This is a genomic window from Methylobacterium haplocladii (assembly GCF_007992175.1).
GTDB lineage: Bacteria > Pseudomonadota > Alphaproteobacteria > Rhizobiales > Beijerinckiaceae > Methylobacterium > Methylobacterium haplocladii.
Window position 1 is genome coordinate 89,159 of record NZ_BJZT01000025.1, and the last position, 25,512, is coordinate 114,670.

The 25,512-nt window shown below is 65.6% G+C and carries 28 protein-coding genes, 1 tRNA gene and 1 pseudogene; 11 read left to right on the forward strand and 19 right to left on the reverse strand.

Going from position 1 to position 25,512, the window contains the following annotated elements; translation table 11 throughout:
* Positions 1–50: 50 nt before the first annotated feature.
* The 3 genes from MHA02_RS12000 to MHA02_RS12010 form a co-directional block, all read right to left on the reverse strand.
* Positions 51–1,247, reverse strand: coding sequence for an MFS transporter (locus MHA02_RS12000; protein ID WP_147078872.1), 1,197 nt, complete (start codon positions 1,245–1,247; stop codon positions 51–53).
* Between the two features lie 110 nt (positions 1,248–1,357).
* A complete protein-coding gene (locus MHA02_RS12005; RefSeq protein WP_306424478.1) occupies positions 1,358–3,322 on the reverse strand; it encodes a UvrD-helicase domain-containing protein in 1,965 nt (654 codons plus the stop codon).
* Positions 3,259–5,544 carry an AAA family ATPase gene (locus MHA02_RS12010; protein ID WP_147078957.1) on the reverse strand — a complete coding sequence of 762 codons (2,286 nt, stop codon included), beginning with the start codon at positions 5,542–5,544 and terminating at the stop codon, positions 3,259–3,261. The genes MHA02_RS12005 and MHA02_RS12010 overlap by 64 nt, the downstream gene beginning before the upstream one ends.
* A 413-nt stretch (positions 5,545–5,957) precedes the next feature.
* Between MHA02_RS12010 and mgtE the strand changes: the two genes are divergently transcribed.
* From mgtE to MHA02_RS12025, 3 genes are all read left to right on the forward strand, one after another.
* Positions 5,958–7,328 (forward strand): magnesium transporter, encoded by a 1,371-nt coding sequence (gene mgtE / locus MHA02_RS12015; RefSeq protein WP_147078876.1) that lies wholly within the window; start codon positions 5,958–5,960, stop codon positions 7,326–7,328.
* 100 nt (positions 7,329–7,428) lie between these two features.
* Positions 7,429–8,229, forward strand: coding sequence for a hypothetical protein (locus MHA02_RS12020; RefSeq protein ID WP_147078877.1), 801 nt, complete (start codon positions 7,429–7,431; stop codon positions 8,227–8,229).
* 35 nt (positions 8,230–8,264) lie between these two features.
* A complete protein-coding gene (locus MHA02_RS12025) occupies positions 8,265–8,705 on the forward strand; it encodes a DUF1489 family protein (RefSeq protein ID WP_147078879.1) in 441 nt (146 codons plus the stop codon).
* Between the two features lie 190 nt (positions 8,706–8,895).
* Here the strand turns inward: MHA02_RS12025 and MHA02_RS12030 are convergent, their stop codons facing one another.
* The 13 genes from MHA02_RS12030 to MHA02_RS12090 all read right to left on the reverse strand — a co-directional run bounded on the left by MHA02_RS12030 (position 8,896) and on the right by MHA02_RS12090 (position 18,397).
* On the reverse strand, positions 8,896–10,026 hold the full coding sequence (locus MHA02_RS12030; protein ID WP_147078881.1) for a coiled-coil domain-containing protein: 1,131 nt from the start codon (positions 10,024–10,026) through the stop codon (positions 8,896–8,898).
* 33 nt (positions 10,027–10,059) lie between these two features.
* The gene (locus MHA02_RS12035) at positions 10,060–10,371 is read right to left on the reverse strand and encodes a hypothetical protein (protein ID WP_147078883.1); all 312 of its coding nucleotides are present in this window, start codon (positions 10,369–10,371) and stop codon (positions 10,060–10,062) included.
* 72 nt (positions 10,372–10,443) lie between these two features.
* On the reverse strand, positions 10,444–10,917 hold the full coding sequence (locus tag MHA02_RS12040) for a YidB family protein (protein ID WP_147078885.1): 474 nt from the start codon (positions 10,915–10,917) through the stop codon (positions 10,444–10,446).
* A gap of 208 nt (positions 10,918–11,125) precedes the next feature.
* Positions 11,126–11,509 (reverse strand): CsbD family protein, encoded by a 384-nt coding sequence (locus tag MHA02_RS12045; RefSeq protein ID WP_147078887.1) that lies wholly within the window; start codon positions 11,507–11,509, stop codon positions 11,126–11,128.
* A 73-nt stretch (positions 11,510–11,582) separates the two neighbouring features.
* Entirely contained in the window at positions 11,583–11,786 is a 204-nt protein-coding gene (locus tag MHA02_RS12050; protein ID WP_147078889.1) for a CsbD family protein, read from the reverse strand.
* Between the two features lie 87 nt (positions 11,787–11,873).
* The gene (locus tag MHA02_RS12055; RefSeq protein WP_147078892.1) at positions 11,874–12,800 is read right to left on the reverse strand and encodes a PhnA-like protein; all 927 of its coding nucleotides are present in this window, start codon (positions 12,798–12,800) and stop codon (positions 11,874–11,876) included.
* A 40-nt stretch (positions 12,801–12,840) separates the two neighbouring features.
* Positions 12,841–13,272, reverse strand: a complete 432-nt coding sequence (locus MHA02_RS12060) for a CsbD family protein (protein WP_147078959.1) — start codon at positions 13,270–13,272, stop codon at positions 12,841–12,843.
* Positions 13,273–13,324: 52 nt separating this feature from the next.
* On the reverse strand, positions 13,325–13,486 hold the full coding sequence (locus MHA02_RS12065) for a CsbD family protein (RefSeq protein WP_147078894.1): 162 nt from the start codon (positions 13,484–13,486) through the stop codon (positions 13,325–13,327).
* A 98-nt stretch (positions 13,487–13,584) separates the two neighbouring features.
* Entirely contained in the window at positions 13,585–15,042 is a 1,458-nt protein-coding gene (locus tag MHA02_RS12070) for a helix-turn-helix transcriptional regulator (protein WP_147078896.1), read from the reverse strand.
* Between the two features lie 462 nt (positions 15,043–15,504).
* Complete coding sequence (locus tag MHA02_RS12075; RefSeq protein WP_147078898.1) at positions 15,505–15,810, reverse strand: GCG_CRPN prefix-to-repeats domain-containing protein; 306 nt, start codon at positions 15,808–15,810, stop codon at positions 15,505–15,507.
* Between the two features lie 63 nt (positions 15,811–15,873).
* Positions 15,874–16,137 (reverse strand): GCG_CRPN prefix-to-repeats domain-containing protein, encoded by a 264-nt coding sequence (locus MHA02_RS12080; RefSeq protein ID WP_147078961.1) that lies wholly within the window; start codon positions 16,135–16,137, stop codon positions 15,874–15,876.
* A gap of 155 nt (positions 16,138–16,292) precedes the next feature.
* Positions 16,293–17,666, reverse strand: coding sequence for an ATP-binding protein (locus MHA02_RS12085; protein WP_147078963.1), 1,374 nt, complete (start codon positions 17,664–17,666; stop codon positions 16,293–16,295).
* Positions 17,666–18,397: a response regulator gene (locus tag MHA02_RS12090; RefSeq protein ID WP_147078900.1), complete on the reverse strand. Its 732-nt coding sequence runs from the start codon at positions 18,395–18,397 to the stop codon at positions 17,666–17,668. The genes MHA02_RS12085 and MHA02_RS12090 overlap by 1 nt, the downstream gene beginning before the upstream one ends.
* A 146-nt stretch (positions 18,398–18,543) precedes the next feature.
* Between MHA02_RS12090 and MHA02_RS12095 the strand changes: the two are divergent.
* The 3 genes and pseudogenes from MHA02_RS12095 to MHA02_RS12105 form a co-directional block, all read left to right on the forward strand.
* Positions 18,544–18,678 (forward strand): annotated as a pseudogene (locus MHA02_RS12095) (IS3 family transposase); the annotation flags it as partial.
* A 151-nt stretch (positions 18,679–18,829) separates the two neighbouring features.
* The gene (locus MHA02_RS12100) at positions 18,830–19,201 is read left to right on the forward strand and encodes a hypothetical protein (protein WP_147078901.1); all 372 of its coding nucleotides are present in this window, start codon (positions 18,830–18,832) and stop codon (positions 19,199–19,201) included.
* 200 nt (positions 19,202–19,401) lie between these two features.
* On the forward strand, positions 19,402–19,653 hold the full coding sequence (locus MHA02_RS12105; protein ID WP_147078903.1) for a hypothetical protein: 252 nt from the start codon (positions 19,402–19,404) through the stop codon (positions 19,651–19,653).
* Positions 19,654–20,034: 381 nt separating this feature from the next.
* On the opposite strand, the gene MHA02_RS12110 is transcribed toward MHA02_RS12105, so the two are convergent.
* The 3 genes from MHA02_RS12110 to MHA02_RS12120 form a co-directional block, all read right to left on the reverse strand.
* Positions 20,035–20,124, reverse strand: a tRNA-Ser gene (locus MHA02_RS12110).
* A gap of 78 nt (positions 20,125–20,202) precedes the next feature.
* Positions 20,203–21,360 (reverse strand): tyrosine-type recombinase/integrase, encoded by a 1,158-nt coding sequence (locus MHA02_RS12115; RefSeq protein ID WP_147078905.1) that lies wholly within the window; start codon positions 21,358–21,360, stop codon positions 20,203–20,205.
* Between the two features lie 31 nt (positions 21,361–21,391).
* Positions 21,392–21,901, reverse strand: coding sequence for a hypothetical protein (locus MHA02_RS12120; protein WP_147078907.1), 510 nt, complete (start codon positions 21,899–21,901; stop codon positions 21,392–21,394).
* Between the two features lie 110 nt (positions 21,902–22,011).
* Here MHA02_RS12120 and MHA02_RS12125 point away from each other — a divergent pair, with 110 nt between their 5' ends.
* The 5 genes from MHA02_RS12125 to MHA02_RS12140 all read left to right on the forward strand — a co-directional run bounded on the left by MHA02_RS12125 (position 22,012) and on the right by MHA02_RS12140 (position 25,488).
* Positions 22,012–22,209, forward strand: coding sequence for a helix-turn-helix domain-containing protein (locus tag MHA02_RS12125; RefSeq protein ID WP_147078909.1), 198 nt, complete (start codon positions 22,012–22,014; stop codon positions 22,207–22,209).
* Positions 22,210–22,419: 210 nt separating this feature from the next.
* Positions 22,420–22,674 carry a hypothetical protein gene (locus tag MHA02_RS12130; RefSeq protein WP_147078911.1) on the forward strand — a complete coding sequence of 85 codons (255 nt, stop codon included), beginning with the start codon at positions 22,420–22,422 and terminating at the stop codon, positions 22,672–22,674.
* Between the two features lie 74 nt (positions 22,675–22,748).
* A complete protein-coding gene (locus MHA02_RS22165; protein ID WP_210245065.1) occupies positions 22,749–22,979 on the forward strand; it encodes a hypothetical protein in 231 nt (76 codons plus the stop codon).
* Complete coding sequence (locus MHA02_RS12135) at positions 22,976–24,766, forward strand: DUF3987 domain-containing protein (RefSeq protein ID WP_170249198.1); 1,791 nt, start codon at positions 22,976–22,978, stop codon at positions 24,764–24,766. The genes MHA02_RS22165 and MHA02_RS12135 overlap by 4 nt, the downstream gene beginning before the upstream one ends.
* Positions 24,763–25,488 carry a hypothetical protein gene (locus tag MHA02_RS12140; protein ID WP_147078915.1) on the forward strand — a complete coding sequence of 242 codons (726 nt, stop codon included), beginning with the start codon at positions 24,763–24,765 and terminating at the stop codon, positions 25,486–25,488. The genes MHA02_RS12135 and MHA02_RS12140 overlap by 4 nt, the downstream gene beginning before the upstream one ends.
* Positions 25,489–25,512: the final 24 nt, after the last annotated feature.

The following is a 25,512-nucleotide window of genomic DNA, read 5'->3' on the forward strand; positions in this document are numbered from 1 at the left end:
CATGGTGACCAAAGCATGTCGTGGCGTGGGACGCCCCGCCGGCGTCCCGCTCATTCCACCCCTGTCCCACGCGCCGCGCGCGCCGCGACGCCGACGAGGCAGAGGCCCGTCAGCGCCAGCGGCGCCATCGCCAGGAAGGTCGCCGCCGGCCCCGCGCTCCGGTAGACCACGCCACAGCCGAGGGTTGCGAGCGCCGAGGCCAGGGCGGTGGCGGAGCTCACCGTGCCCTGCGCCCGGCCCCGCGCCCCGTCCGGCGCCAGGCCCGAGACCGCGTTCATCACCCCGAAATGGGTGGCCCCGAAGCTGAAGCCGTGCAGCATCTGCAGGGCGACGAGGGCGGGCAGGCTGTCTCCGGCGAGCGCCATGCCGAGCGCCCGGACGAGGGCCGCCGCCGCCCCGAGCCCGAGCAGCCGGAACGGCGAGCGCCAGGGCGCCGGCAGCCGCCCGATCACCGCGAACAGGAGGATCTCGGCGGCGACGCCGATCGCCCAGAGCGCGCCGATCCAGGCCCCCGGCACCCCGGCGCTGCTCCAGCTGATGCTCCCGAAGGCGTAGATCGCGGCGTGGCTCGACTGGACCAGCGCGCCCGCCCCGATCGCCAGCCACAGCACCCGCGGCAGGCGCGGGCGCGCCGCGCTCCGCGGCCGCGGCGCGGCGGCCGGAGCCACGCCGCGGCTGGCGAAGGCGACGCCGGCCGCGACCAGCGCCAGCGCCGTCAGCAGCAGCGGCACGGCGAAGGCCTCGCCCAGCGCCCCGAGTATCGCCCCGCCGGCGAGGTTCGCCGCCAAAAAGCCCACCGAGCCGCAGAGCCGGATCCGGGCATAGTCGAGTTTTTTGGAGCGGCGCACGGCCGCGAGCGTCAGGTAGTCGATGCTCGGCACCAGGGGCGCCGCCGCCACCGCATTGATCGCGATCAGCCCGGCGAGCAGCCCCCAGCCGAGCCCCGCCGCCGCCGGCATCAGCGCGTAGGTCGCGGCCAGGACGAGGCTCCCGGCGAGCAGCAGGGCCCGGGCGCTCACCCCCCGGTCGATCAGCCCCATCAGCGGCGCGGTGGCCACGATGCGGATCGCGATCGGCAACGCCAGCAGCCCGCCGATCAGCCCGGCATCGAGCTGCAGCGCGTTCAGCCAGACCGGCATGAACGGCATCGCGATGCCGATCTCGACGAAGACCACGGTGTAGAGCAGGGCGAGCCGGATGGCGGGGGGCTCGCCGCTTGGAGCGGGCGGGGAGGGGGGAGGGGGCACGGAGGGGCGGGGGCGGCGGGGGGACGCCGGGGGTGTGCACGTGGGGGGTGGGTTTGGCTATGGTGGGGCTATGCGGGCGATAACTCAAAGAGTCTTCAGACGAACTCTAGCTAGCGATTATCGATCCGAGCGACCTCATCTTTCTCGAACCAAGCGTCAGCGCCCCGCGCAAGTGCCTCGGGGTTTTCGCTATAGGCGGCCAGTGCAAGGCTTTTGGTCGTCCGCGTGCACGTCACGTAAAGCAGGCGCCGTGTTCGGTCTTCGCTGGATTCCGCGGGCTCGGTTGAGCTGGCACGCCGGCTAGCAGGCGGCAGCTTCGCTCCGAAGAGCCGCTCATAGGAGAACAGGAAGCCCCGCGCTTCACTGTCATCTAAGATGACGAAAACGCGCTCGAATTCGAGGCCCTTCACGCCTTGGTGGGTGCCGAAGGGCCCCTTGTCAGAAACATACTCGGCATAGGCTGCCATCTGGCTGAAGGGCGACTCCAGAAACTGACGCCAAGCGGCAAGACTCGAAGTTGATCCGTCTTCCTCCTCTCCCTCGTCATCCCCGGAAGCCACCTGTGGCGTCACTACGGAGAGCTGTTCCGGTTCAATGAAGGGCTGTAAACTTGACGGGATATCGAACAGGCCAGTCTTAGCGACGCGCTCCAAAACCTGCAAATTCGAAGCCTGTTTGAAATCAATCTCCATGAGGTCATCGACCGCATCTCGTGCGCCGGCGAGTGGATCTTGTTTATCGCTTGCCTCCGTGAGCGCTTGACGACTGACAAGCGGAGACAGGCGCCGAAGATGAGACATGACGTTGAACTCGTCGCCGGCCTGACGATACGCTAGAAGTGGTAACACTCCCTCCGTGAAGACGCGCAGGCCCGGCAGATCCCCCCTAATCAGACCAGTCGACAGTTTCGAGTTTTGTCGCAGCGCTTCAAACATTTTCTGGAAGCCGCATCGCGAGGCTGCCATGTGATGTTCGAGTGTAAGCGTCTTAACCTTGGTCGCTTCTCCCCACTGCTCGTCACCGGTGAGTTCGGCCATTCGCAAGCGGATCTCTTCCTCAACCGCGTTCTTGTTCTTCGTATCGGCTGGCATCACGAACAAACGCACGAAGCCTTCGTCCTTATCCTCTCGCGCGAGCTGACTCTGCCCGTCGGAAGCCGCTCTGAGGGCGTTTCCGAGGCGCACCACACGCTTTGGAGCCCGGTGGTTCATTCGCTTAACGGGCTTAGCCCAGTCGTCCGGCACGTACGTCGCGAGGTCGAGGTGTCCGTCGAGATAGATCCGCTGCATCACGTCGCCAAACAGCCCAACTGCGAACTGGCCCTTTTTCGCTTCAGACAAAGCGATTAGCGCATCCATTAAGTTCTTGTTTGTGTCTTGACTCTCATCGATCAGCAGGAAGGGGTATTTTCCTACAATAATGTCTTGCATCGAAGGCTTGTCCGCGATGAAGCCGGAGGCGATCTTGATGACTTCTGTGTGCGAGAGGGAGTCCTTTCCGAAATTATCGCCGTTCGGATTGTAAGTGAAGGCGCGTGGCTCCCTAAGCCATTCGAGGCGAGCCTCAATCGCAGTAATTGCCCGAAGACGATCTTCTGATGCTCTGCCCGCCCGCCCTTTCCTTTGCTTCTCATGTAGATCGTCCAGGTCAAGCGGCAGATTGGTGAGCAACCACTGCTGGATATCGACTGCGTGCCCGCCTATAAGCGACCAGCAGAAACTATGGATCGTCGAAATTGGGAACAGAGGGTCTTGGCCGACGCGCTCAGCAATCTCTTTAGCCGCCGCATTGGTAAAGGTGATCACGGCGATCTTTCTACCAGACCGGCGAAAAGCTACCCCGTAAGCCTCTCGGAAGGTTCGCAGTGCCGCGTCGAGCGATCGGGTTTTGCCTGAACCAGCACCTGCGTAGAGGAAAAAGCTTCTCGGCGCCGCTGGATCCAGGCATTGGGAGATTTCGATGTCGGCTGAAGCGTCAGTATCCGCTGGGCCAGTTTCGTGTAATATCGATGTCATGCTGCAGCCGCCACAGGGTCGCTTTCGATAAGATCTCGCCCGATTGCTGCCTCGAACCATTTAAGGCCGTCGGCCACATAAGCTGGCGGCTTTATTGCTTTGGCATCATTGATCATCAGACAGTCGATGGCAAAGGCCGCCTTCTCAGCGCTTTTCAGAAGCTCGTGCAGCTCGTCGGCTAGATTTTCGCCAGTTTCCGCAGCTGCGACGACATTTTTAATCTTTTCGGCCACCGCTGAGCCAGTAATTTTTTTAGTCACCTCGTGATTTTCAAATATCAATGCGTCTTCAAATGTCCGCGGAATGACTGTATCAGAGCCCTTGCCTGGAAGCGTGACCGTTGTAGGCTTCTGATACGCCACGTAAAGCTCGTAACCGTCGGCATTTGGAAGGCTATGTTCGTCCGAATTTAGACTGCACAGCGAGTCAATCTCTTCCATTTGCGGATGCCAGTCTTTTAACACTGGATTCGTAGTTCTCTGCTTCGCGCCGATTGTAGGTTTTGCACTTTTCCAGCGTGAAGGCTTACCTGGAGTCTGCGACAAGGCGCAAGCGTCAAGATCTGCAATAATTAGTGTCGCAAGACCGAGCTCATCAACCAAAGCTTTGAATTTATGTGTATGCGCTCCGCCGATGTCAAGTATCGTAACGTATCGGCGCGCCAATGACTCAAAATGATGCCTGATAAAGTGCGGGATGAGAATCCGTTCTGCCTGACCTTCGACAAAAATAATGCCATCGGCGAAAAATAGATCGCAATGAGTCGCTTTTAAGTAGCGCTTTACAAAACGTTGCGTGGCGTCTCCTTCACCGAAAACATAGGAAAGATTTGCAACAGTCGTAGTTGCAGTTTCGGCCAACGATACGGCCGGCCGTCGCCGGAAATAGCGAAGGCTCGAAAAATCAGCTTCATGCGCGACATGGCTCGAATGCGTGCTGACCACTAACTGGGTTGAGAACGTCGTGTTGGCGCCAAGATCACTATGCTTGCGGAGCAAGCCATACGCCTTTTTAATAAAAACTTGCTGAACTTGCGCATGTAGGTGCGCTTCAGGCTCTTCTACTATGACAAGGTGCAGTGGCTCGATCTTCTCTTCTCTTGTAAGATCGCCTTCAAGGCTCGCTTTGCCAACGCGCATCCACTCGTCACGGTAGCTCATTAACATAAAGATCATCGCAATGAGGTTTTGATAGCCAAGACCAGAATAGTCCTCAGGAAGTTGCAGGGTCTTCGTGCCATCTCCTGAAGGGTCTCCGACTTGATATTGCACGGCAGAGCCATGTTTTAGCCCGTCCGTTGCCTTGAGCATGGTACTTATCTTGAGCTTTGGGTTTGCAATACCCGGATAGCCGAGATCCTCAAGTTCTTTAAATGCCGCGGAGAATCCGTGCTTCAGCCGCTTGTCGAAGTTTTTTTCCGCACTCTGAATTGCTCCAAGCGCGTCGTAGTCTTCGGGTGAGGGTGTTCTAGTCGGATCGATGTGTCGGTCGTAATAGGATCTCAGTTGATCAGATAGCCGGCGCTTAAATCGGCGGCTATTCTGCTGGTGTTCGCCCGCCCGTTCGGTAGATCGATCCACGCGTTCGCCAGCGTCGGCAAAATCTCGCTGCGCGGCAATCTCGTCGATCTTGATAAGCCCTTTGAACGGATTAGCGCCAAGCGCAACAGCGGTCGGCGGAAGCGGTTGGGGCGTCGCTAAACCTTTGACGGGCGCAACACGTGCGGCCGGATCAAGAGTATAAGTTTGTAGCGATACGTACGCGTTTAACCGCCGCTCCAAAAACTCCGTGAGGCAGCTTGGCCAAACCTTGATAGCGTCTGACGTTCCAGATTGTGCCTTGACGATAAGACCGGCGGCCGCATGCTCTCGCAGATAATCGGCTTTCAGCTTATCCTGATCGATCAATGTGTACGCTAACCGGACTCCAAGCGCCCCGCCCCTCCATCCAAGCGTTGGTATCAGATGAACGACGTGCTGAATTTCTTGGACCGGAACGTCCAGCCAGACGTCCATTGACGGCAATTGATCCGCGAGCGAGGACGTAGCGTCCTCTTCAGCCTCCCACGCTGAGCCAACGGCGTCGATTCCAACCCAGTTGGCAATCGTTATGTCACGCAAAGAGAGCTTATTAGGCGCAAGCAAAAAATATCTCAACGCGACCATAGCAGACGTTTTCCCACTATTGTTGGCTCCTACAAATATTGTGGTCGATCCGTCGATATCTATATGAGTCGATTTGAGTTTTCTAAAATTTATAACTTCGATGCATGTTATTTTCATTGAATAGCATTTCAATTTTCTAGAGATGCGCCAACAATCTCTATTGAAGGTCGGCCGACAGAGAACCATACCTGTCAGCAAAAAGATAGAGACTAGCATCGGTAAAACAATCTATAAGCTCGGGTCGCTATCTATCTTGGCCAGCAATGTTGATCCCGTGAGATCCTTGACGTAAAAATGGGTGTTTGGACCGGACGGGCTGCAAACCCACGCTTGACGCCCCCCACCAATCAGCCCATCCGTCCCCCCCGCGCGCGCCGTCACGACGGCGTCGCATCCCGTCCGCAACCCATCCCCATCATGCCCAGCGACAGTCGCAGTCGATCGACCATGCCGTCTCCGGCTGCCGGGGCCTGACCCACGCGGATCGGCTCACCCCGGCCGCCCGCGGCGGCCGGCAACAAGGTGAGCCCATGAACGACCTCGTCACGATCGATCCGGTGACCGATCCGGCCGTGCTCGCGGCCCGGCTCAGGGACGAGCGCGCGCCCGACATCGTCGAGGCGCTGAACGCGCAGCGGCCCGAGGTGGCAGCGGCGATCCTGCTCGGGCTGCCGCCGGAGCGGGCCGTCGAGGTGCTCGACCAGCCCGGGCTCGATGCGGTCGTCGAGATCGTCGAGGCGCTGCCGCGCGACCGGGCCGGGCCGCTCCTCGTCGGCATGGCCGCCGACCGCCTCGCCGACGTGTTTCGCCTGCTGGCGGAGCCGGCGCGCTCCGACCTCCTGGAGCGGGTCGACCCGGAGACGCGGGACACCATCCGGGCGCTGCTCGCCTACCCGGAGGAGAGCGCCGGCTCGATCATGACGACGGAGTTCGTCAGCGTGCCGGCCACCTGGACCGTCGGGCAGACCCTCGACCACATCCGCCGGGTCGAGCACACCCGCGAGACGGTCTATTCGGTCTATGTGCTCGACCCCGCGAGCGGCGTGCTCCTCACCGCCGTGCCCCTGCGGCGGCTGATCTCGGCCGAGCCGGGGGCGAGCGTGCTCGCGGCCGCGCCGGGCAAGCGGCCGGTGACGGTCTCAGGGCTCGCGAGCCGCGACGACGCGGCCCGGCTGATCTCGAAATACGACCTGCTCGCCGTGCCCGTGGTCGACGGGATCGGGCGCCCGATCGGCATCGTCACCGTCGACGACGTGATCGACGCCATGGTCCAGCGCCAGACCGAGCAGGTCCAGCGCTTCGGCGGCATGGAGGCGCTCGACGAGCCCTATCTGCGCATCAGCTTCGGCGAGATGCTGAGGAAGCGCGCCGGCTGGCTCGCCGTGCTCTTCCTCGGCGAGATGATGACGGCCTCCGCCATGCAGGGCTTCGAGAACGAGCTCGAGAAGGCGCTGGTGCTCACCCTGTTCATCCCGCTCATCATGAGCTCGGGCGGCAATTCCGGCTCGCAGGCGACCTCGCTGATCATCCGCGCCCTGGCGCTCGACGAGGTGCGCCTGCGCGACTGGTGGCGCGTGGCGCTGCGCGAGTTGCCCACGGGGCTGGCGCTCGGCGCGATCCTCGGGGCGCTGGGCATGGCCCGCATCGCCGCGTGGCAATGGCTCGGCCTGCACGATTACGGCGCGCATTGGGGGCTCGTGGCGCTCACCGTCGGCACCGCGCTCGTCGGCATCGTCACCTTCGGCTCGATGACCGGCTCGATGCTGCCCTTCCTGCTGCGCCGCCTCGGCTTCGACCCGGCCAGCGCCTCGGCCCCGGCCGTGGCGACCCTCGTCGACGTCTCGGGGCTGGTGATCTATTTCGGGGTGGCTGCGATCATCCTGCGGGGGACGCTGCTGTGAACACCCCCGTAAGCCGCCGTTAAAGACGTTCCGGCATAGCTCTTTCGGCCGAAGTCACGGATCCGTGCGCGGAGCGTCGGCCGACGAGGACGTTGGGGTCATGCTGGGTTCCGGTTCGCAGAGTCCGTTCGACGCCTCCGCGTACGACGTCATCGAGGCGGCCGTGGCCGAGACCGAGCGCGGCCGCCGCTTCCTGGCCGAGTTCGCCCGCCGCCACCGCGGCGCCGACACCGACACGCTGCTGCAGGCGATCGCGCGGCTGGAGAGCGTCGTCACCCGCGATGCCGCCGTGCTCACCCCGCCGGACGCCGTGCGCGAAACCCTCGCCGCCATGGCCGGGAGCATCGCGCGCACCCGCGACGACATCGCGAACATGACCCTGCCCGACGGGCACGAGAGCCCGGCCGCCCCGGCCACCCTCGATACCCTCGTTCAGGGCGCCGAGCGGGCCACCTCCGAGATCCTCGGCGCCGCCGAGGCGATGCAGGAAGCCGCCTGGAGCCTGCGGGAAAAGGGGGCCGATACGGGGCTCTGCGACGTGCTCGACCGGCACGCCATCGCCATCTACACGGCCTGCTCGCTCCAGGACCTCTCGGCCCAGCGCACCGGCCGCGCCATCGCGACCCTACGCGAGCTGGAGACCCGGATCGCCGCGCTGCTCGGCCGGGAGGCGCCCCCCGTCGCCGAGCCGCCGAGCGCAACGCCGCCCCCGCTCCCGGACGCCCTGCCCGAGGCGGACGAACTCGACTTCGCGCCGGCCGAGCCCGAGGCGGAGCCGCCGCCAGCCGGTCCGCAGCCCCGCAAAGTGACCGCCGAAGCCGGGGGTGGCGACGACCTCGCCCTGGCCTTCGCCGATCTCGACAGCCTCAGCATCGAAGAGAAGATCGCGCTGTTTTCGTGAGCGCGCCGGCGGCGCTCCGCCTGCTATAGGCGGGCATGGCCCTGAACCTGCTGAAGCTCTGCGTCGGCCCCGCCACGATCGGCGAGCTCGAAGACCGCATCGCCCACAACCGCGCCGAGATGATGCGCCTGGGCCAGACCCCGCGCACGGTCCACACCACGCGCATGGTGCCCAAGCGCAAGCGCGAGATCGCCGGCCGGGGCTCGATCTACTGGGTGATCAAGGGCACGCTGCTCTGCCGCCAGGCGATTACCGCCATCGAGCCCTTCACCGGAAGCGACGGCATCGGCCGCTGCGAACTCGTGCTCGACCCGGTGGTGAAGCCCGTCTCGCCGCGCCCCTGCCGCCCCTTCCAGGGCTGGCGCTACCTCCGCCAGCGCGACGCCCCGAAGGACCTCGACCACGCCGCCGCCGGCGACCTCGCCGAGATGCCCGAAGCCCTGCGGCGGGAGCTGGCGGCTCTGGGGCTGATCTGAGGGCGCGGGGCCGCTCGCGGTGCGTTTGGACCGTGTCGGCCCGCTTCGACGGGCAGACCTCGCCCGCCTGTCGGGACAGGGTCCGCCCTCCGCACGGAAGTCAGGCCCACCGAAGCGTCGGATCGGGGTCACGCCGCGCTCGAGATCTCGGGCGATGGCGATCGAGACCGCCATCGACGTCGTCGCGCGTTCATTTTGCCTGGGGCGCTGCACCAGCGGGCGGACTCGACAGCTGTTGCCGGATCTCGGCCAGCTTCGCCTGCGCCGCGGCAAGTTCCTGCCGGGTGGCGGCGAGGCGCTCGTCGAGTGCCGCCGTCTCCTTGTTCCGCGCCGCCAGGCTCTCGGCCAGCGTGGCCAACTCGGCCTGGGCGTCGGTCTGACGCTTCTGGAGCGCTTCGAGGGCAGCCGTCCCGGCGTCACGGTCGGCGGCCAGCTTCTGGAGCGTCTGCTCGGCCTGGCCGCGCTCGGAGATGACGCGGTCGCGCTCGGCCCGGGCGTCGGCCAGTTCCTTCTGGGTGGCGGCCAGCGCATCACGACCCTGCTGGACCTCACGCCCGGCCTGCTCGATCTCGGCGGCAAGCTTCTCGCGGTTGGCGGACAGGCCGGCGACGGCCTGCTCGACCTCGGACCGGCGCTTGGCGGCCTCCTCGGCGGCGTTCCGCGCATCGACGAGTTCCTTCTGCGCGGCAGCTGAGCCCTCGCGGGCCTTCTGCTGGCTCGCCTCGGCCTTGGCCAGGTCGGCGGTCTTGCTCGTGGCTTCCTGTGCCATGGTCGAGAGATCGGCCCGCAGCTTCGCCTCCTGCTGCCGGGTCTCCTCCAGCCTGCGGCCGACATCGGCGAGTTCCTGGGTGCGCGCGACGGCGGCCTTCTCCGCGGCGTCGGTGGCCTCCTGCATCGGCGCGAGCTTCTTCTCGGCCTCGGTCACCTGGGACTGCAGGTCGGCGAGGCGCTTCGTCTCGGCTTCGGACGCGTCCTTCGCCTTGGAGGCCTTGGCTTCCGAGTCCTGCCGTTCCTTGGACAGGGCGGCCAGTCGGGCCGTGGCCTGCTCCGCTTCCTGGGCAGCTTGGCGGTCCTGCTGCTGGGCTGTGGCGATCTTCGCCTGCAGCGCGCTCAGGGTGCCGGCGGTCGAGACCTGGCGATCGAGCTCGCCCTGGATCGACGCCTGCCGGGCCTGCAGGTCCTGAATGCGATGGTCACGGGCACTGCGCTGGCGCGAGCCGGCGATGGAAGCGACCACCAACCAGACCAGAAGCACCGTGGCGATGACCGCGAGGCTGAACGGGAGGGGTCTGCGAAGTTCCGCGCGATAGTCGATGGCCATGGTGCTCTCTGCGATTGCGTGGGGCGGCGCGGGTCAGGGGATCGGGAGGGCTTCCCCCGGCGTCGGCTCGGCCGCGGCTGCACCGGGCTCCGGACCCGTGTCTCGATTGGCCGGCGAGGCGTGCCCGGCTTCGACCAGTGTGCCGATCATCCGAAGGAGTTCACGGCGCTCGGGTGAACCGAGATCGGTCGAGAGGAAATCCACGATGCCGATGCGAGTCGCCGTGCCGCCGGAGGCCTCGTTCGGCTCGTGGAATACGAACACGTCGGCTGGATCGCCGCCATGGCAGAGGAACCAGCGATCGCCGTTGGAACTGGCATGGATCGGCGTCCTGACGGTTGTCATGAGAAACTCCGCTGACGCATCGACAGACCGGACGTGGTCGGCACCCGGGGGCCCCGACCGTTCGTCCGTTGGTCAGGCCGGCTGGCGACCGTCCTGGGCGTAACGTTCGATGGCCGAGGGCAGGTCACGCGACAGGCGTAAAAGAATGTCGGCGCGGCTCAGGCCGGTCTGCTTCTGGAGCCCGTCGAGGGTCTCCGATCCGATGGCCTTCTCCAGGTCCGCCTCGGAAACGTCCCGGTTCACCCCCTGATTGACCCAGGACTGGGCGGTTTCGCCGTGGCCGCCCTTGGTGAAGTGGTCGACGAGTTCCGTCAGACCGCTGGCGATCAGGCCGCCGACGCCGGCCGTGCCCAGGCCACCGAGCAAGCCGCTCAACCCACCCGACCCTTCCGCCGTCGAACCCGAGGTGTGCGGAACGGCCGGAACGGCGCCGTGAGCCTTGTCGCCGGCGCCCTTGAGCAGCTCGGCGATCTTGTCGCGGTTCTGGTAGCCGGCCACGGCCAGCAGGCCCAGCAGCGCGGTCATCGAGGGATAGCCCTTGCTCATGGTCGGTTCCTTGGCGTGATCGTCGTTGGAGACTTCATAGGGTCGGACGTCGAACGCCTTCGATGCGGTTTTCGTTCGCCGCCGACCGTCGATCAGCGAGGCCGGCGTCCACCGCCGAAGCGCCGGCTGACGTAGGCGATGACCTTGGGAAGCAGGAAGGCCGTCAGAAGCTTGCGGAGCATGGGAGGCTTTCAGTTTCAGGGAAGGATCAACGCGAGCGTCGCACGAGCCAGCCGAGCGCGAGGGCGATGGCCGCGACCGCAGCCAAGGTGGTGCCGCGATTGTCATCGGCATGGGAGATGGCCCGACGGCCGTAGGCTTCGCCACGGTCGCGGGCCTGGCGCGCATAGCGTGAGCCGTCGTCGATGATGCGCTCGCCGCGACGGCGCGCTTCGTGAGCGAGGTGGCTGCCGTCCTCGATCAGGTCCTCGGCGCGATCGCGGGCGCGGCCGTAGGCGTATTGGGCGCCGCCGGCGACCTGATCGACCGCACCGCGGACCTGGCGGCGGGGATCTCCGGTGAGGCCGCCGATGGCGGTCTGGGCGCGGCCCTTGAGATGGCGCTTGGCGCCGCGGAATTCGTCGCGGTTCATGGTCCGCTCCTGTCGAGACTGCAGAGAAAGGTAGAGGCGGGACGGCCTGCCGGCCGCCCCGAAGTCGAACGGATCAGATCTTGCTCTTGACCTTGTCGGCCAGGTTGGAAGCGCCGTCCTTGACGTCGCCGACCGTCTTCTGGGCTTCGCCCTTGAGTTCCTGGGCCTTGCCCTCGGCGACGAGCTTGTCGTTGCCGGTGACGTTGCCGACGCCCTGCTTGACGTTGCCGGCGGCCTCGTTGGCCAGGCCCTTGATCTTGTCGGTGGTGCTGCTCATCGAAAATGCTCCTGTCCGAGGGTTCAGGGGAACCGGCCGTACCCGACCGGTGAGGATCGGCCCCGGCGAACCGGGGCCGAATGGCGATCAGGCGCGACGGGTGTCGTAGGTCGTGCCGGTGTTGCCCGCGGTGCCGAGCGTGGCGAGCTTCGGGGCACCGAGGCGGCCACCGAGGAAGCCGGCCAGCGCGCCGAGGATCAGAGCGAGGGCACCGTAGAGGGCGGCCTGGGTGGCGGCGCTGCGGGTGGCTTCGGCGGCGGCAATCGCCTTCTTCTTGGCGTCGGCGACGGCGACTTCGTACTGCTTCTCGTAGTCCTGGATCTGGGCCTTGGCCTGATCGACCGGGATGCCCTGGGCCTTGGCGAGGGCGTCGGCGGCGCGGTTCTCGGCCTGGGCCTTCTGGGCCGGGTCACCCGAGAAGACAGCGCGGATCGCGGCGACGGCCGCGTCCTTGGCCGCCTGCGGGTCCTGGCCGGCGCTCTGCTGGCGGACCGACTGCTCGATACCGTCGAGCGGGTTCGAGATCTTGGACAGCGACGGGGCGGCTGCCTGGGCGGCGGTCTGCACCGTCCCGCCGATCAGGTTGCCGGCGCCGCCGAGCGTGCTGGTCACGCCGCTGAAGGCACCGCCGACGATGCCGCCGACCGCCGAGGTCAGCAGATAGAGCACCACGAGCGTGGACACCGCCCACGACACGAGGCCGTGCGAGCCGGCGCTGTTGCCGCTGGCCTTGCCCGAGAGGCGTCCGGCGAGGATGCCGCCGACGAGCGCCGCGACGATGCCGGAGATCACGAACCAGAGGCCGGCGCCGAGCGACAGGGTCGAGGCGGCGGGGTTGTCGGCGGCCGGACCGCCGACGGTCGACAGGCCGATGCCGACGCCGACCATGTTCAGGATGACCTGGGCCACCAGGGCGATCACGGCGCCGGCGAAGATGGCGCCCCACGAGACCTGATGCAGGTGGACGGTGGTGGCAGCGGAGGGTGCTGCGACGATGCTGGGAGAAGAAGACACGGTTGTACTCCGGGAAAACGCTTCGCGACGGCGAAGGGACTTAGCGACGGGAATTGATGAGGAGGCCGATGCCGAGGCCGACGGCGCCGGCGATCAGAAGCGAGGTCAGCGGGCTTTCTTCGACCTGATGGGCCACGGCGCGGCGGCCCTGGCTCAGGTAGCGGCCGCTGTTGTCGTAGGCGTCCTCGGCATAGTGGTACGCCTCGTCGGCCGCGTTGCGGACGGAGTCTTCGGCTCGGGCGTAGTAGCGCTCGGCATTGTCGCGAACATCCTCGCCGACGTCGGCGGCGCGATTTGCCGTCTGGCGAACGGCATCCTTGCCCTCGCCGTAGACCCGCTCCGCCGTGCCCTGCGCCTGGCGGGCGCGACCCTCGACCGAGTCCCTGTCGGAGCCTACGAGGTCGCCCACCGCGCCCCGCGCCTTGCCGGCAAGCTCCTTGACGGCGCCCGTTACCCTATCCGTATCGACCATGTCGTTCGTCCAGTTCAATGCTGTTTCGTGCGTGTGCGCCGATCGACCCGGGCTACGACCGATGCGCGGTCCCGGGCTTCCCGTCGAACTTCGGTGATTGCTTCTGCGCCTTGCCCTCGGCCTGCACCCGGATGTCGCCGGTCAGCTTTCCGATGGCATCCTTCACCGAGCCCTTGAGCTGCTCGGTGGACGTCTTGGCGGACTGATCGCTCATGGATGTCTCTGAGTTCCTGGGCGAAAGGTTCGCCGGCCCTCAAGTGGCATCCGAAGCGCGAGGTTCAATAATACAGTTGCACTAGTGTCCTAGTAAAATCAGCGAAATTTGCTCGTGGGGAAGCCATTCTCGCGTCCCCAGACGATGGCATCGGCACGCTTGTGAACGTCGAGCTTGCGGTAGAGCGCTGCGGAATGGTTGCGGACTGTGTTGCGACTGACCCCGAGCCTTTTCGAGATCGCCTCGTCGTCGAGGCCGGAGCAGATCAGATCGAGGATCTGCCGCTCCCGCAGGGTAAGGCTCGGCTTGGCCGTGTCGTCCCCGTCGCTGGTCGGATGGCGCAGGTTGGCGAGTTTCTCGATCAGGCCACGACTGAACCAGGATGTATCGGCCATCACCGCCTCGATGGCGGCGAACAGGTCCCGTTCGGACCGCTTCCGCTCGGTGATGTCCTGCAGGACCAGGAGCGCGAAGGTTTCCTCGCCGATCTCGACCCGCTCGGCCGAGACCAAGCAATCCAGCGCAGTCCCATTCTCGTGCCGCAGGCAGGTCTCCAACCCGAGCACGAAGCCGGTCCGGCTCACCGTGCCCTCGAATTTCTTGCGGGCTGCATCCTCGACCCAGAGGCCGATTTCCTCAGGTGTCCGCCCAACGACCTTGTCCTCGCCGGACCCGAAGACGCGGGTGAACGCCTCGTTGATCCCGGTGATGACGAAGCCATCGGCGCGGGCCAGGATCGTCGGCACCGGCGTGAGCCGGAACGCCGTTGCGAAGCGCTCCTCGCTCTGGCGAAGGGCCGTCTCGGCCTTCCGGCGCAGTTCGAGGTCCGCGAAGGTGAAGAGCATGCAGGGCTCGTCGCCGAGATCCATCGGCTGGCCGGCCACGATCACGAAGCGGGTTCCGCCTTCCGGCAGATCCAGGCACGCCTCCATTTGCGGGATGGTGCCGCCCTCGTTAAGCCGAGAGACCGCAAGCTCACGGCTCCTGGCGCCGGCGAGGACGTCGACCTCGTAGACGCTGCGCCCGAGCACGGCGTCGCGGGTGTAACCGGTCATTTCCAGAAAGCCGACATTGACCTTGACGTGTCGCAGGTCCGAGAGCCGCGTGATCACCGCCGGTGCGGGATTGGCGTTGAAGGTCTTCTCGAAGCGTTCCTCGGCCTCGAACTGGTCCGAGACATCCTTGAGGATCAGGGCGAGGCAGCTCGGCTGGCCGCCGTGATCCAGAGCCACGAGGCTGCGGAGGGAGTGAACGAAGTCGACATCCGGCTGATCGGTGCGCTTCACCTCGACGATGACGTCGTGGAAGGACTCGCCGGAGACGACGCGCTCGATCGGGTAGTGGTTCGGCGCATGGTTGTTGCGGTAGCGCAGGGCGAAGCGCGCGCGGTAGGCATCGACGGTTTCGCCGAGATCGCTGAGCGACGCAGCCCCGTGCATCGTCAGCGCAGCTTGGTTTGCATAGGCAATGGACTGATCCGGTTCGACCAGGATCACGCCCTCGCTGAGGCCGGCGATGATCTGCCGGAGTTCGTGCCTGTCGACGGTGGCCGTCACGGGTGTTGCCGCTCCTCGTCCCCGATGCGGCGACGCACCATGAACGGGTTGTGCGCAAACAAGTTCCGGCCCAGCTGAAATGAACCTAGTGGCTACGCACTACGGTTGTGGTCCCGATCCTTCGCCCCCTGCGCCCAAGGACGGGTACGACATGGAGGCTGACGCCGCATCGAGGGTGGGGACGCCTCGGGCGATCTCACCCGGACATCGCCGAGCGGACCGGCCAGGGTCGGGTCGGGTCGGGTCACTGACGTGGACGACCCCGGCGTCCCGCGCCCCATCGTCGCCAGGGCGGCGACGCCGGCGGCGGAAAGACCGAGTGCCGATCCGGCGATCGCGTCACGCCGGCCGAACCGCGGCGATGCCGTCCCGTCGGCGGGAGCCATGCGCGGTCTCCGGCGGGGTTGCCTAACGCGTGCGAGGCCGCGGGGACGTGGTGGCCCCGGCGCTACGCGGGACGCGTCACCAGCGATGATGCCAGCCCGCATGCCGAAAGCCGCCCCAGCGATGCCCCCCGCCGTGCCAAGCGAAGCGGCGATGCCAGCCGTAACGGTAGCCGTAGTGCCAGCGGGGGCCTCCCCAACGGCGGTAGCCGAAGTGACGGTACGCGGGGCCGTAGGCGTACGGACGGTAGCCGAGGTTCGGCCGACACCAGCCGTAGAAGCCTCGGTGGAAGCCGAGGCCGCAGCCGTCCCGGGCCTCGGCGGCCGATCCGGCGGTGAGGAGCCCCGCGGCGAGGGCGAGGGGTAGGACGATCTTACGGATCATGTTCGCCTCCAAGGGCGTCCGGCGCGCGACCGGACGCGGAATTGGGGAAAGGGGTGGGAGGGCTCAGTTCGGCCAGCAGCGGCGGCCGTAGGGTCCGATGTGGAAACCGGCCGGGCAGGAAACGCCGCGGACGTAGCCGCCCCACTGCCCGCCGGTCCGGCAACCGCCGTAGGGGCCGCGATGGGCGTACGGGCCGCAGCCGCCGTAGACCTGGATGATCTGCGCGCCATCCGATCCGTCGGACACGGCATCCTGGGTCAGCGGCGACGCCGAGGCCGGGACCGCGAGGCCAGCCAGGACGGCGAACGTGGCGAGACTCTTCGGCATGGTGGAATCCTTCTGGGTTCTCATGGCGGTCTCGGTGCCGGTTCCCGGCGCCGCGGCCGATGAGGGCAGGTTCGTCCCCGCTTGCCTCCCAGATGTGACGGACGGATGCGTCGGCGTAACGTTTTGTAACGGGAGGTCGCGCCCAAGCGACGCCGTCAGGCGATAGCCTGCAAGGTCAGCACGAGACGGGCGCCGCCAAGCGAGCCCACGTTAGCCACGACGGTACCCCCGTGTGCCTCGGCGATCTGGCGAGCGATGGCGAGGCCGAGGCCAGTGCCGCCGGTCCGGCGGTTCCGGGATTGCTCGATGCGATAGAACGGGCTGAACACGGCCGTGCGCTCCTGCTCCGGGATGCCCGGACCGTCGTCCTCGACCATCACCTGGCACACCGTGCCGGTCCGGCTCACGGCGACGGACACCGTGGACCGCCCGAACTTGACGGCATTCCCGATCAGGTTGGCGACGACCCGCCGCAGGGCGACGGCGTCGCCGGCCACCACGGCGTCCTGCACGTCCTCGCCGGTCAGACGGATGTCGGCACCCAACGCGGCATGCTCGGCGACCTCGACGGCAACGAGGTCGCCGAGGTCGACCGCCGTCCGGCCCACCTCCACCGCGGTGCCCCGGGCGAAGCCGAGGGACGTCTCGATCAAGGCGGTCATCGCATCGAGATCCTCGACCAGCTTGTCCCGGCGCTCCGGTTCCGACACGCCCTCGGCTCGCAGCCGCAGGCGGGTCAGGTAGGTCTTGAGGTCGTGCGAGATGGCGCCGATCAGCAGCGAGCGCTCGCCGAGGAGTCCGACGATGCGCTCCTGCATGTCCTGCACCGCGCGGGCGAGCCGCTGGATCTCGGGGGCGCCGTGCGGGTCCACGACGGGTTCGAGGCCGCGCCCGTCGAAGCGGGTCACCGCCGCGGTCAGGCGGCGCAGCGGTGCGAGTTCGTGACGGGCGCCGACGAGGACCAATCCGGCGACGATCGCGCCGAGCACGGCCACCCACAGGCTCAACGGCCGGCCGAGCAGCCACGGCATCAGCGAGTGGTGTCGCTCGATGGCGGAAACGACGAGCGTACGGCCGTCCGGAAGGTCGTAAGTCGCGGCCGCGAGCCGGCCCAGGGGGCGTCGTCGATCGGCCTCCGCGACGTTCGCCGGATCGACCCCGCGATGGAGCATCTCGGCATCGGTGAAGGCGCGGACCCGGTCCCCCGCATCCCCCGTCAGCCGACGAAGGCGTGCCTCCAGACGCGGCTCGCGGATCAGACCGGTCTCGGGCCGTCGCGCATCGGCAATCTCCGCCTTCAACGCCTCGCCACTGACCGCCTTCAGGATGGCCGGCCGCTGCGCCGGATCCGCATCGCGCAGGAGGGTCATGATGCTCGCGGCTTGGTCGAGGCGCGGGAAGCGCGTGGCGTAGGGCGAGCGCTCCTGTCGACGCTGCCACGTGTCCACGGCGACGGTGGCGAGAACCAGAAGGGAGAGCGCCCCCAGCAGAAGCAGCATGATCCGCCCCAGCAGCCCGATGCGGGCCATCACGGCGCCGGCCTCACCGGCGCGGCGAGGATGTAGCCGGCGTTGCGAACGGTCTTGAGCAATGCAGCGGCAGTACTGCCTGCGGCATCGAGCTTGTGCCGCAATCGGCTGACCTGCACGTCGATGGTGCGGTCGAAGGCGTCGGCCATGCGGCCCCGTGTCCAGTCGAGGAGCTGCTCGCGCGAGAGCACCCGCTGCGGGCGCGTGACGAAGCAGTGCAGCAGATCGTACTCGGCGCTCGTGAGCGAGACCTCGGCGGCCGGTTCCCCAGTCGTCACGCGACGCGCCGCGAGGTCGACCACGAGGTCGGCCACGGCGAGCGTCTCCGGCTCGGCGTCGGCCGCAGGGAGGCCATGACCCTGGGCGCGGCGCAGGACTGCACGGATGCGGGCGAGCAGCACCCGCGGGTTGAAGGGCTTCGAGACGTAGTCGTCCGCACCCATCTCCAATCCGAGCACCCGGTCGATGTCCTCGTCCTTGGCCGTGAGCATGACGATGGGCGGCCCGCCCCCCTCACGCAGTCGCCGGCAGATGGACAGGCCGTCCTCGCCCGGCAGCATCCAGTCCAGCACGATCAGGTCCGGGGCCGGGCCGGACGACAGATGCCGGTCGAGGCTCGCCCCTCCGTCGAGGCCGACCACGCGAAAGCCCTCGCCCTCCAGGTAGTTCGCGAGCTGGGTGCGGATGTCTCCGTCATCCTCGACGATGACGATGGTCGGGCAGTCGCTCATACCCCGAACATACGAGGCCGGACGGCCCGGGCAACGTGGAAAAGGCCGTTGTCACAAAACGTTACATCCGAGGAAACATCTGACCCGACCGGCTGGCTCTGGTCCGGGCTGATCGAGAGGATCAGCCAGGACCGAAGGAGCTGGACATGAAGCGAAGTCAGAAGACGGGGGTGCTGAAGCTGCGCCAGATCGCGGTTCAGACGGCACAGGGCAAGAGTTCGGCGCTGGCTTGCAAGGAGGCCGAGATCTCCGATCAAAGCGACTATCGCTGGCGTAAGGAATAGCCGTGTCTCGGTCAGCACGAGTGAACACGATGCACCGATCTCCCGACATGCGGACCTTCAGTGCGAGCACCGGGCGTGCGCGGTCGCCCACAGCGATGGGCCCTATATCAGGCCGCACCCCTGATCAGCAGCAACAGGCAAGGCACCCGTGAGCAAACTTGCCGAAATCGTCCGTGCCGCGGCGAGCAAGGGGCGCCGTCTAGCAGCCGCGTATCCCGCTTCGACCAAAAAGGACGAGTTGCCTTGGAAGGTCATCGAGGCCTTCGATGCCGATGTGCGAGGGCACGTCGAGCGTGACCGACGCATCGAAGACGAGCGCGACCGCGTGCTGATCGCCGCCGTGAACTTGGCCGAGACGCCACCGGACGCCGACGCCCGAGAGCTCGAAAGCGCGCGCCGTCACCTCGTAGACGCTGTCGACTATCTCGAGCAGGCAGTGCTGCGCTTCGGCATCGTGAACCGCGAAGCCGCGCGCCTGGGTTATGGAGATCCCGGCGATCGCGTGTCTATGGAACGATAGAAGGCAAGATCCAGCTCCGGCTCGGCCGAGAGCATTCTGACGATGTCGGTAGTAGAGGGGCGAGGGGTGCCGAATTTTTGAACAAACCGGTTCGGGACCTCGCTACTCTCCGACACGAGACACGAGCAAATTGGCGTTTTTGCCGAAAGCCACCGATCCATGTGCCCGAGCCGACTCGGATCGAACTAGGGGATGCCGCGGTGACCGACGTGAAGACGGAGATGTCGAAAGGCGATGAAGCCGCCTGGAACGCCATGATGGATCAGTGGCGAGCCTCGTTGGCTGCAGCCGCCGAAGGCAATGGCCGCATGCCCGCGGCCTCCGGGATGCTGTTCGTCGCGCTGCAAGCCTTGCGTATCGAAGTGGGCGACCAGCAGTTGGCGGCCATGCTCGAGGCCGTTGCTACCAAAGTGCGGTCGGGCGAGCCGCTGACGATGAAGGTTAAAGGCTGAACACGCTGCGCAGCCGGCAAGGCTCGGATGGGATAGGCGGGTCGAAAGCTGACGATTGAGGAGGTGCGGACCACAGCCCGATCACGCAGCGCGCAACACTGCTTGTCGAACGCATCTGCTTCGTCACGTACTCGCCTCTTAGCCTCCGCATGATCAGCAGTTCCGAGCTCTTGGTGATCTCTCGCTTACCAAAATCGGCAACGAGATCGAGGGGGACCCTGGCTCGAAACTGCTAGTTGGCGCTGCCCTTGCGGCGCGCGAGATAGGTATGGCGGCCCACGTCCTTCATGCTCCCTGCGTACACCCGTGTGTAGCAGTCGCTAAGTCGCAAGCCATTGATCTCGACGAGATTAGTGGCAGATCAACCATTTAGCGAAGCGTTGGCGGAAGGGGTGGGATTCGAACCCACGGTGGAGTTGCCCCCACGGCGGTTTTCAAGACCGCTGCCTTAAACCACTCGGCCACCCTTCCAAGCCATTGGTGAAATTGAGCTTCTTACCGATAGGGCAGGGGGCCGAAACCCGCTTTTGCTACCGTTTTGCTACCATTTCATCCGGCGGCCTTACCTATGGCTGCGCGGAGGGCAGCGTCAACCTTCGCTGCGGCGTCCTCCTGCATCCCCGGCAGCACGTGGGAGTACAGATCGAGGGTAATGGCGATGCTGGAGTGCCCCAGCCGCTCCTGCGCGATCTTCGGGTGCACTCCGCCAGCCAGCATCTGCGTCGCGTGGCTGTGCCGCAGGTCGTGAAAGCGGATCCGCGGCAGCCCGGTCGATCGGGCCAGGATGCGCGTGAACTCGTGGGTGAGGCTGTTCGGCTGAACTGGCGCGCCATCAGCCTGCGCGTAAACGTAATCGTCTGTGGTCGCCCGCACTCCGAGCTTCAGCAGCTCCTCGGCTTGGCGGACTCGGTGCGTGCGCAATTCCTCCAGCGCGAAAGAGGGGAGGGCGACGCGACGCGCGCGACCGCTCTTGGTCTCCTTCGATCGCGTACCCTTCCTGGTCTGTTCGGTACTCTCGACGATCTCCAGATGGCCCGTGGTCCAATCGACCAAGCGCCATTTGAGCGCTGTAACCTCGCCCCGCCGGAGACCACACAGGACGCCCAGGACCACCGGAACGAAGACGCGTGTCGGTCGGAAGTGCGCGAACAATATCGCCGACTCGGTCGCGTCGAGGGCACGCATCTTCTGGCGTTCGACCTTCGGCGGGTCGACGGCATCGGCCGGATTGCGGGCGAGGATGGACCACTTCACGGCTTGGCCGAGCGCTTGCCGCAGGATCCGATGCATGTGATGCACGGTCCGGGGCGCGAGCCCCCCAGTGCCATCCCTGCGCCCACTGACGAGTGCCTTGCCATAGGCCGCAGAGATTTGCTCGGGCCGGAGCTTGGTGAGGACCGCGCCACCCAGCAGGGGGACGAGGTTCTTCCGAGCGATCTCAGTGTAGCGCTCGTGGCTGCGCGGCGAGACCTGCGATCGGATGTGCTCCAGCCAACGGTCGAGGAACTGAGCCAGCGTCTCCTTGGCTGGCTCGACGTAGTCGCCGCCCTGCATCGACGTGATGAGGCGGGCGCACTCCTTCTGCGCCTCGCGCTTGGTCCCTTTGAAGGAGTGCCACTTCCGCTTGCGCTTGCCGGTCTCGTCGTCGCGCCGATCGAGGATGATCGCCCAACTGCCGGTCGTGCGCTCGCGGATGTGACCCTTCATCGTGTCTCTCCAAATAAAATAGCTGGAACAGTCAGTCCTCGTCGATCACGACGATTTCGACTGGCGCCCGCTTGGGCGGAGGGGGGCCGAGCCCCCCGCGGGCTGCGAAGACTTGAGCTAGCTCGTCATGCGACATGGACGCCATGTTGCCGTGTGGCACCGCGCGCTGACGCTTCAAGACGTGATCCCTATAGTTCTTGATGATCTCACACGTAGTGGCCTTGAAGAGCTCGTAGGCCTGCTCGTCTTCATCCCACCGCTTACCCGCCCAGTCTTCAATTCCTGAAAGACTTGCCGCCATTGCGGTAGCAATCCGAAAGACATCGTTGCCCCACTCAAAACGCAGCTGGTTCTTTTGCGCCAGCGAGATCTCCATCCGCGTCTCGATCTCCTCAGAAAGCGAGCGGCCGTTCTGTACAGCACCACGTTCGAGATCGCTGCGGACCTCGTCGCGAAGGCGGACGGTAAGTGGCCCACGGGTCCGTTCACCAGCAAATTTGGCCGGACGGCCGCGCTTCTTGGGTGCTTCCTGCTCGCTCATTTCAACCTCTCTGGTATTTTGTGATCCTAAATCGCATCAGATATCTTTACAAGCCTCTCGATCCCCCCTAGTTTTCTGATGCAAATCAAATTCACAAAAGGAGTGGTGCCATGAGTGGTTCCAGCGAGTGCCGGACCATCACCGTCGAGGAGGCTGGGCGGCGCCTCGGGGTAAGCCGCAACACGGCCTACGAGGCGGCGGGGCGAGGGGAGATCCCGGCGATCCGAATTGGGCGACGGCTATTAGTCCCGCTCGTCGCGTTCGAGCGGATGCTCGCGGCAGCCACCTCCAAGCAGGAGGGCGCATAAGAGCATGGCTCAAAACAACAGAACCCCCGCCGGGGCAAACGGCGAGGGCTCTGGAAAAATGTCAGGTTTGGCGGCCGACACTTTCCAGTTAGCACTCGCACCTCGCGAAATCCAGATGGCGCGGATCCTCTCGCGCTTCGCTTTCAGTCCCGCGCTCGCGGCGGCCGTAGCTGACTTGGTCTATAGCTCAATCGAGACCGGGAGGCGCCTGTGAGCACCGCCCGCAAGCAGGTCGAAGCCGCCATCATTCAGATCATCGCCGACGCTGAAGCCCAAGGTGTCGATGGCGTACTAGCTGCTCACCGCGCCTTTCCCGGTACGCCTGACACGGTCCTGTGGGGCTGCTGGTCTCAGTGGGACGGCGAGCGGACCGAGGCTTGGTGGCAGACGGTCGAACGATCGATCGACGGCGAGATCATCCGCAACGCTGTAGTTGCGGCACATAAAGACGGAGGCGGCGCATGACTGCCTCCTACCCTTACCCCGGCTCTTATCCGCCCGGCGGCTCGCCGGCCGAACTCCGACAGACCGTTGCCGACATGATGGCGACCGTAGGAATGCGGGCGAACATGGCCTGCGATTACGCCGCGATCGGAGACGATGCCGGACTGGCCTACACGCTCAGATGCGCAGCGGCCGAGTTCCGTGCTGCGCTGTCCGCCGCCGGCATGCTCGCCGAACTCAAGAGATCGCAGGCCAAGCAGGCAGGCCAACCGAGTCCTGCTGCTCGCCGCCGTTCCGCAACCGACGATTTGGAGGTGCGGGCATGAAGTCCAACCCATTCGCGGCCGAGTTGGAACGTCTCGGTCCACCGGTCGCCGACGACTGGCGTGACGATCATTTGGAGGCTATCGGCGCCAAAGGCACAAACGGCACAGGGGGGCATGGTTCTTGGGGTGAGCCGGATCTGAGCCTGCTCGGAACCGGACGCCGGCCGGCGCCCGCATTCCCGCTGCACCTTCTCGGCCCATGGGCCGGCTGGTGCGAGCGTAAGGCCCGAGGTGCCTCGGCGCCGGTCGACTACGTGGCAGTAGCGCTGCTTGCGAGCGTCGGCGCGACGATCGCCAACGTGCGCTGGCCCCAGGCCGGTGCAGCCTGGGCCGAGCCCCCGGTGCTGTGGTGTGGAGAGGTCGGGCCACCGTCGTCGTCAAAGTCGCCGAGCATGGACGCCGCTTTTACGCTGGTGCGCTTCGCCGAAGATCGCATGACCTACGGCTTCGAGGACGTGCAGCAGGAACACTCGACGCTGAAGCAGGCTTGCGAGGCGCGGGTCGAGGCCTGGAAGATCGAGGTCAAGACCGCGGTAAAGAACGGCGATGCGCCGCCAGCCATGCCGGATGCTGCACGTGAGCCGCCGGCTCCAGTCCGGCCGCGCATCCGAGTCGCCGACGCCACGGTCGAGGCGCTCGGGGCCCTGGCCGCGGGCTTGCCGCGCGGCCTGCTTCTCGTCCGAGACGAACTAGCTGGCTGGCTCGGCGCCTTCGATAAGTATGGCGGCGGCGGGTCTGACCGGGCCTTCGCGATCGAGATGTACGGCGGCCGTTCCTACGTCGTCGATCGGATGAAGAACCCCGAGCCGTTGCACATCCGGCATCTCAGCATCGGAGTGCTCGGCGGTGTCCAACCCGACAAGCTGGAGATGATCCTCAACGGACCCGACGACGGCCTTGCCTCGCGCCTGCTCTGGGCTTGGCCGGACGTGAAGCCCGAGTTCACGCTTGCGCGCGGTGTGCAGGACGATGGGCCGATGCAGTTGGCCTTCTCGCGTCTCACCGACCTCGTGCAGGGAATCGACGAGTTCGGTCAGCTGGAGCCAGTGAAGCTGCGTCTGACTGGAGAAGCTGAGGACCGGCTGGAGGCGTTCGCCCGAGACATGGTTGAGCGCTGCCACGAGGCCAGCGGATTGCTGGCCGGCACGCTCGGCAAGGCACGAGGGCATGCGCTCCGGCTCTCCGCCGTACTCGAACACCTGTGGTGGTGTGGAGGTTCGCCGGGCGCGACGGAGCCGAAGGTGATCTCGCCGGAGGCTGTGACTGCGGCGGCCGATCTCCTGAACGCCTACTTCGTGCCGATGGCAGAGCGGGTGTTCGGCGATGCAGCAATACCGATCGTCGAGCGCCGCGGCATGCTGCTCGCCCGCCACCTCCGGCAGAACCAGATTGGCGAGTTCAACGCCCGAGACGTCCGTCGGCAGGTCGGTGGGATGCTTCGGGACGCCGCAGATATGGAGGCGGCCTGCAAACAACTTTTGGAGGCCAATCTCATCCGCCGGCGGTTCGCCCGAGCCGGGGACCGGAAGGGGCGAAAAGCCCAGAACTACGAGGTGCATCCGGAGGTGATTGCCGACCGCCCTTTTGCCGAAACCCCTGTCCGTAGAAAGATGGGGACCCCTGTGCCGGTAGTGTCTTTGGCGCCAATAGCTCCAATTTCGGCGCAAATGGCGCCAAAGGCACAAACGGCACAGGGGGGTAAGATATTTTTGGAGCAGGGCGAAGGGTCACGGATCTTCGTAGATCTGATCGAGGACAATCGAGACGGAGACGGAGAGAACGAATGAGCACCTCGAAGCAATCTTTCCATCTGTTCGATCTGTCCGCCCCCTTGGACCCTCCTCTCCCAATCTGCTTTGACTACGAGCAGTTGGACGATGTGGCGGCTTTGGATGCCAAAGCGGTGGTGGAGCGATACCGCGGCCGGGTGAAGGCCTACGTGATCGACACCGGACTTGATCTGCTCGGTGTGAAGGAGCGGCTGGAGCATGGGCTATTCGCGCAGTGGGTCGAGTCCGAGATGCGGATCACGGTCCGCTCGGCGCAGTACATGATGCAGGCCGCGACTCAGTTCGGGCACATAAGCGAAATCGTTTCGCATTTGCCCCCGAGTACTCTCTACCGGCTGGCGGCCGCTTCCACGCCTGCTCCGATCCGCGAGGAGATCGTAAGCCGGCTGGAAGCAGGAGAGGCTGTCACACCTCGTCAAATCGAGGCCAAACTCTACCAAGCGCGGAAGGAGGCCGAGCAGGCCAAGTTGACGCCTGAGGAGAGAAAACGGCAGGCGAAGACAAAGCGAGACGCGGATGCCCGCGCACGACGTCATGCCGAGAAGTGGCGGAAAGAGCAGGACGAACGGCTGGAGCGTAAGACAGGAGCGACGAATGCCTTGGCTGAGATCCTATCGCCACGGCTCGACGAGGAGAGCTATGCAGCCGTCTACCGGCTACTCGGCGAATGCGATCCATGGACGCTCCGAGAAGCCCTGGCGAAGACTCGCCAGCCATGACCGCTCGCATGCCTCTGCGCTCTG

Coding starts and splice junctions, on each gene's coding strand:
- MHA02_RS12005 (WP_306424478.1), bottom strand. CDS start 3,322: ATGGTTCGAGGCAGCAATCGGGCGAGATCTTATCGAAAGCGACCCTGT.
- MHA02_RS12010 (WP_147078957.1), bottom strand. CDS start 5,544: ATGAAAATAACATGCATCGAAGTTATAAATTTTAGAAAACTCAAATCG.
- mgtE (WP_147078876.1), top strand. CDS start 5,958: ATGAACGACCTCGTCACGATCGATCCGGTGACCGATCCGGCCGTGCTC.
- MHA02_RS12020 (WP_147078877.1), top strand. CDS start 7,429: ATGCTGGGTTCCGGTTCGCAGAGTCCGTTCGACGCCTCCGCGTACGAC.
- MHA02_RS12025 (WP_147078879.1), top strand. CDS start 8,265: ATGGCCCTGAACCTGCTGAAGCTCTGCGTCGGCCCCGCCACGATCGGC.
- MHA02_RS12030 (WP_147078881.1), bottom strand. CDS start 10,026: ATGGCCATCGACTATCGCGCGGAACTTCGCAGACCCCTCCCGTTCAGC.
- MHA02_RS12035 (WP_147078883.1), bottom strand. CDS start 10,371: ATGACAACCGTCAGGACGCCGATCCATGCCAGTTCCAACGGCGATCGC.
- MHA02_RS12040 (WP_147078885.1), bottom strand. CDS start 10,917: ATGAGCAAGGGCTATCCCTCGATGACCGCGCTGCTGGGCCTGCTGGCC.
- MHA02_RS12045 (WP_147078887.1), bottom strand. CDS start 11,509: ATGAACCGCGACGAATTCCGCGGCGCCAAGCGCCATCTCAAGGGCCGC.
- MHA02_RS12050 (WP_147078889.1), bottom strand. CDS start 11,786: ATGAGCAGCACCACCGACAAGATCAAGGGCCTGGCCAACGAGGCCGCC.
- MHA02_RS12060 (WP_147078959.1), bottom strand. CDS start 13,272: ATGGTCGATACGGATAGGGTAACGGGCGCCGTCAAGGAGCTTGCCGGC.
- MHA02_RS12065 (WP_147078894.1), bottom strand. CDS start 13,486: ATGAGCGATCAGTCCGCCAAGACGTCCACCGAGCAGCTCAAGGGCTCG.
- MHA02_RS12075 (WP_147078898.1), bottom strand. CDS start 15,810: ATGATCCGTAAGATCGTCCTACCCCTCGCCCTCGCCGCGGGGCTCCTC.
- MHA02_RS12080 (WP_147078961.1), bottom strand. CDS start 16,137: ATGCCGAAGAGTCTCGCCACGTTCGCCGTCCTGGCTGGCCTCGCGGTC.
- MHA02_RS12085 (WP_147078963.1), bottom strand. CDS start 17,666: ATGGCCCGCATCGGGCTGCTGGGGCGGATCATGCTGCTTCTGCTGGGG.
- MHA02_RS12090 (WP_147078900.1), bottom strand. CDS start 18,397: ATGAGCGACTGCCCGACCATCGTCATCGTCGAGGATGACGGAGACATC.
- MHA02_RS12115 (WP_147078905.1), bottom strand. CDS start 21,360: ATGAAGGGTCACATCCGCGAGCGCACGACCGGCAGTTGGGCGATCATC.
- MHA02_RS12120 (WP_147078907.1), bottom strand. CDS start 21,901: ATGAGCGAGCAGGAAGCACCCAAGAAGCGCGGCCGTCCGGCCAAATTT.
- MHA02_RS12125 (WP_147078909.1), top strand. CDS start 22,012: ATGAGTGGTTCCAGCGAGTGCCGGACCATCACCGTCGAGGAGGCTGGG.
- MHA02_RS22165 (WP_210245065.1), top strand. CDS start 22,749: ATGATGGCGACCGTAGGAATGCGGGCGAACATGGCCTGCGATTACGCC.
- MHA02_RS12135 (WP_170249198.1), top strand. CDS start 22,976: ATGAAGTCCAACCCATTCGCGGCCGAGTTGGAACGTCTCGGTCCACCG.
- MHA02_RS12140 (WP_147078915.1), top strand. CDS start 24,763: ATGAGCACCTCGAAGCAATCTTTCCATCTGTTCGATCTGTCCGCCCCC.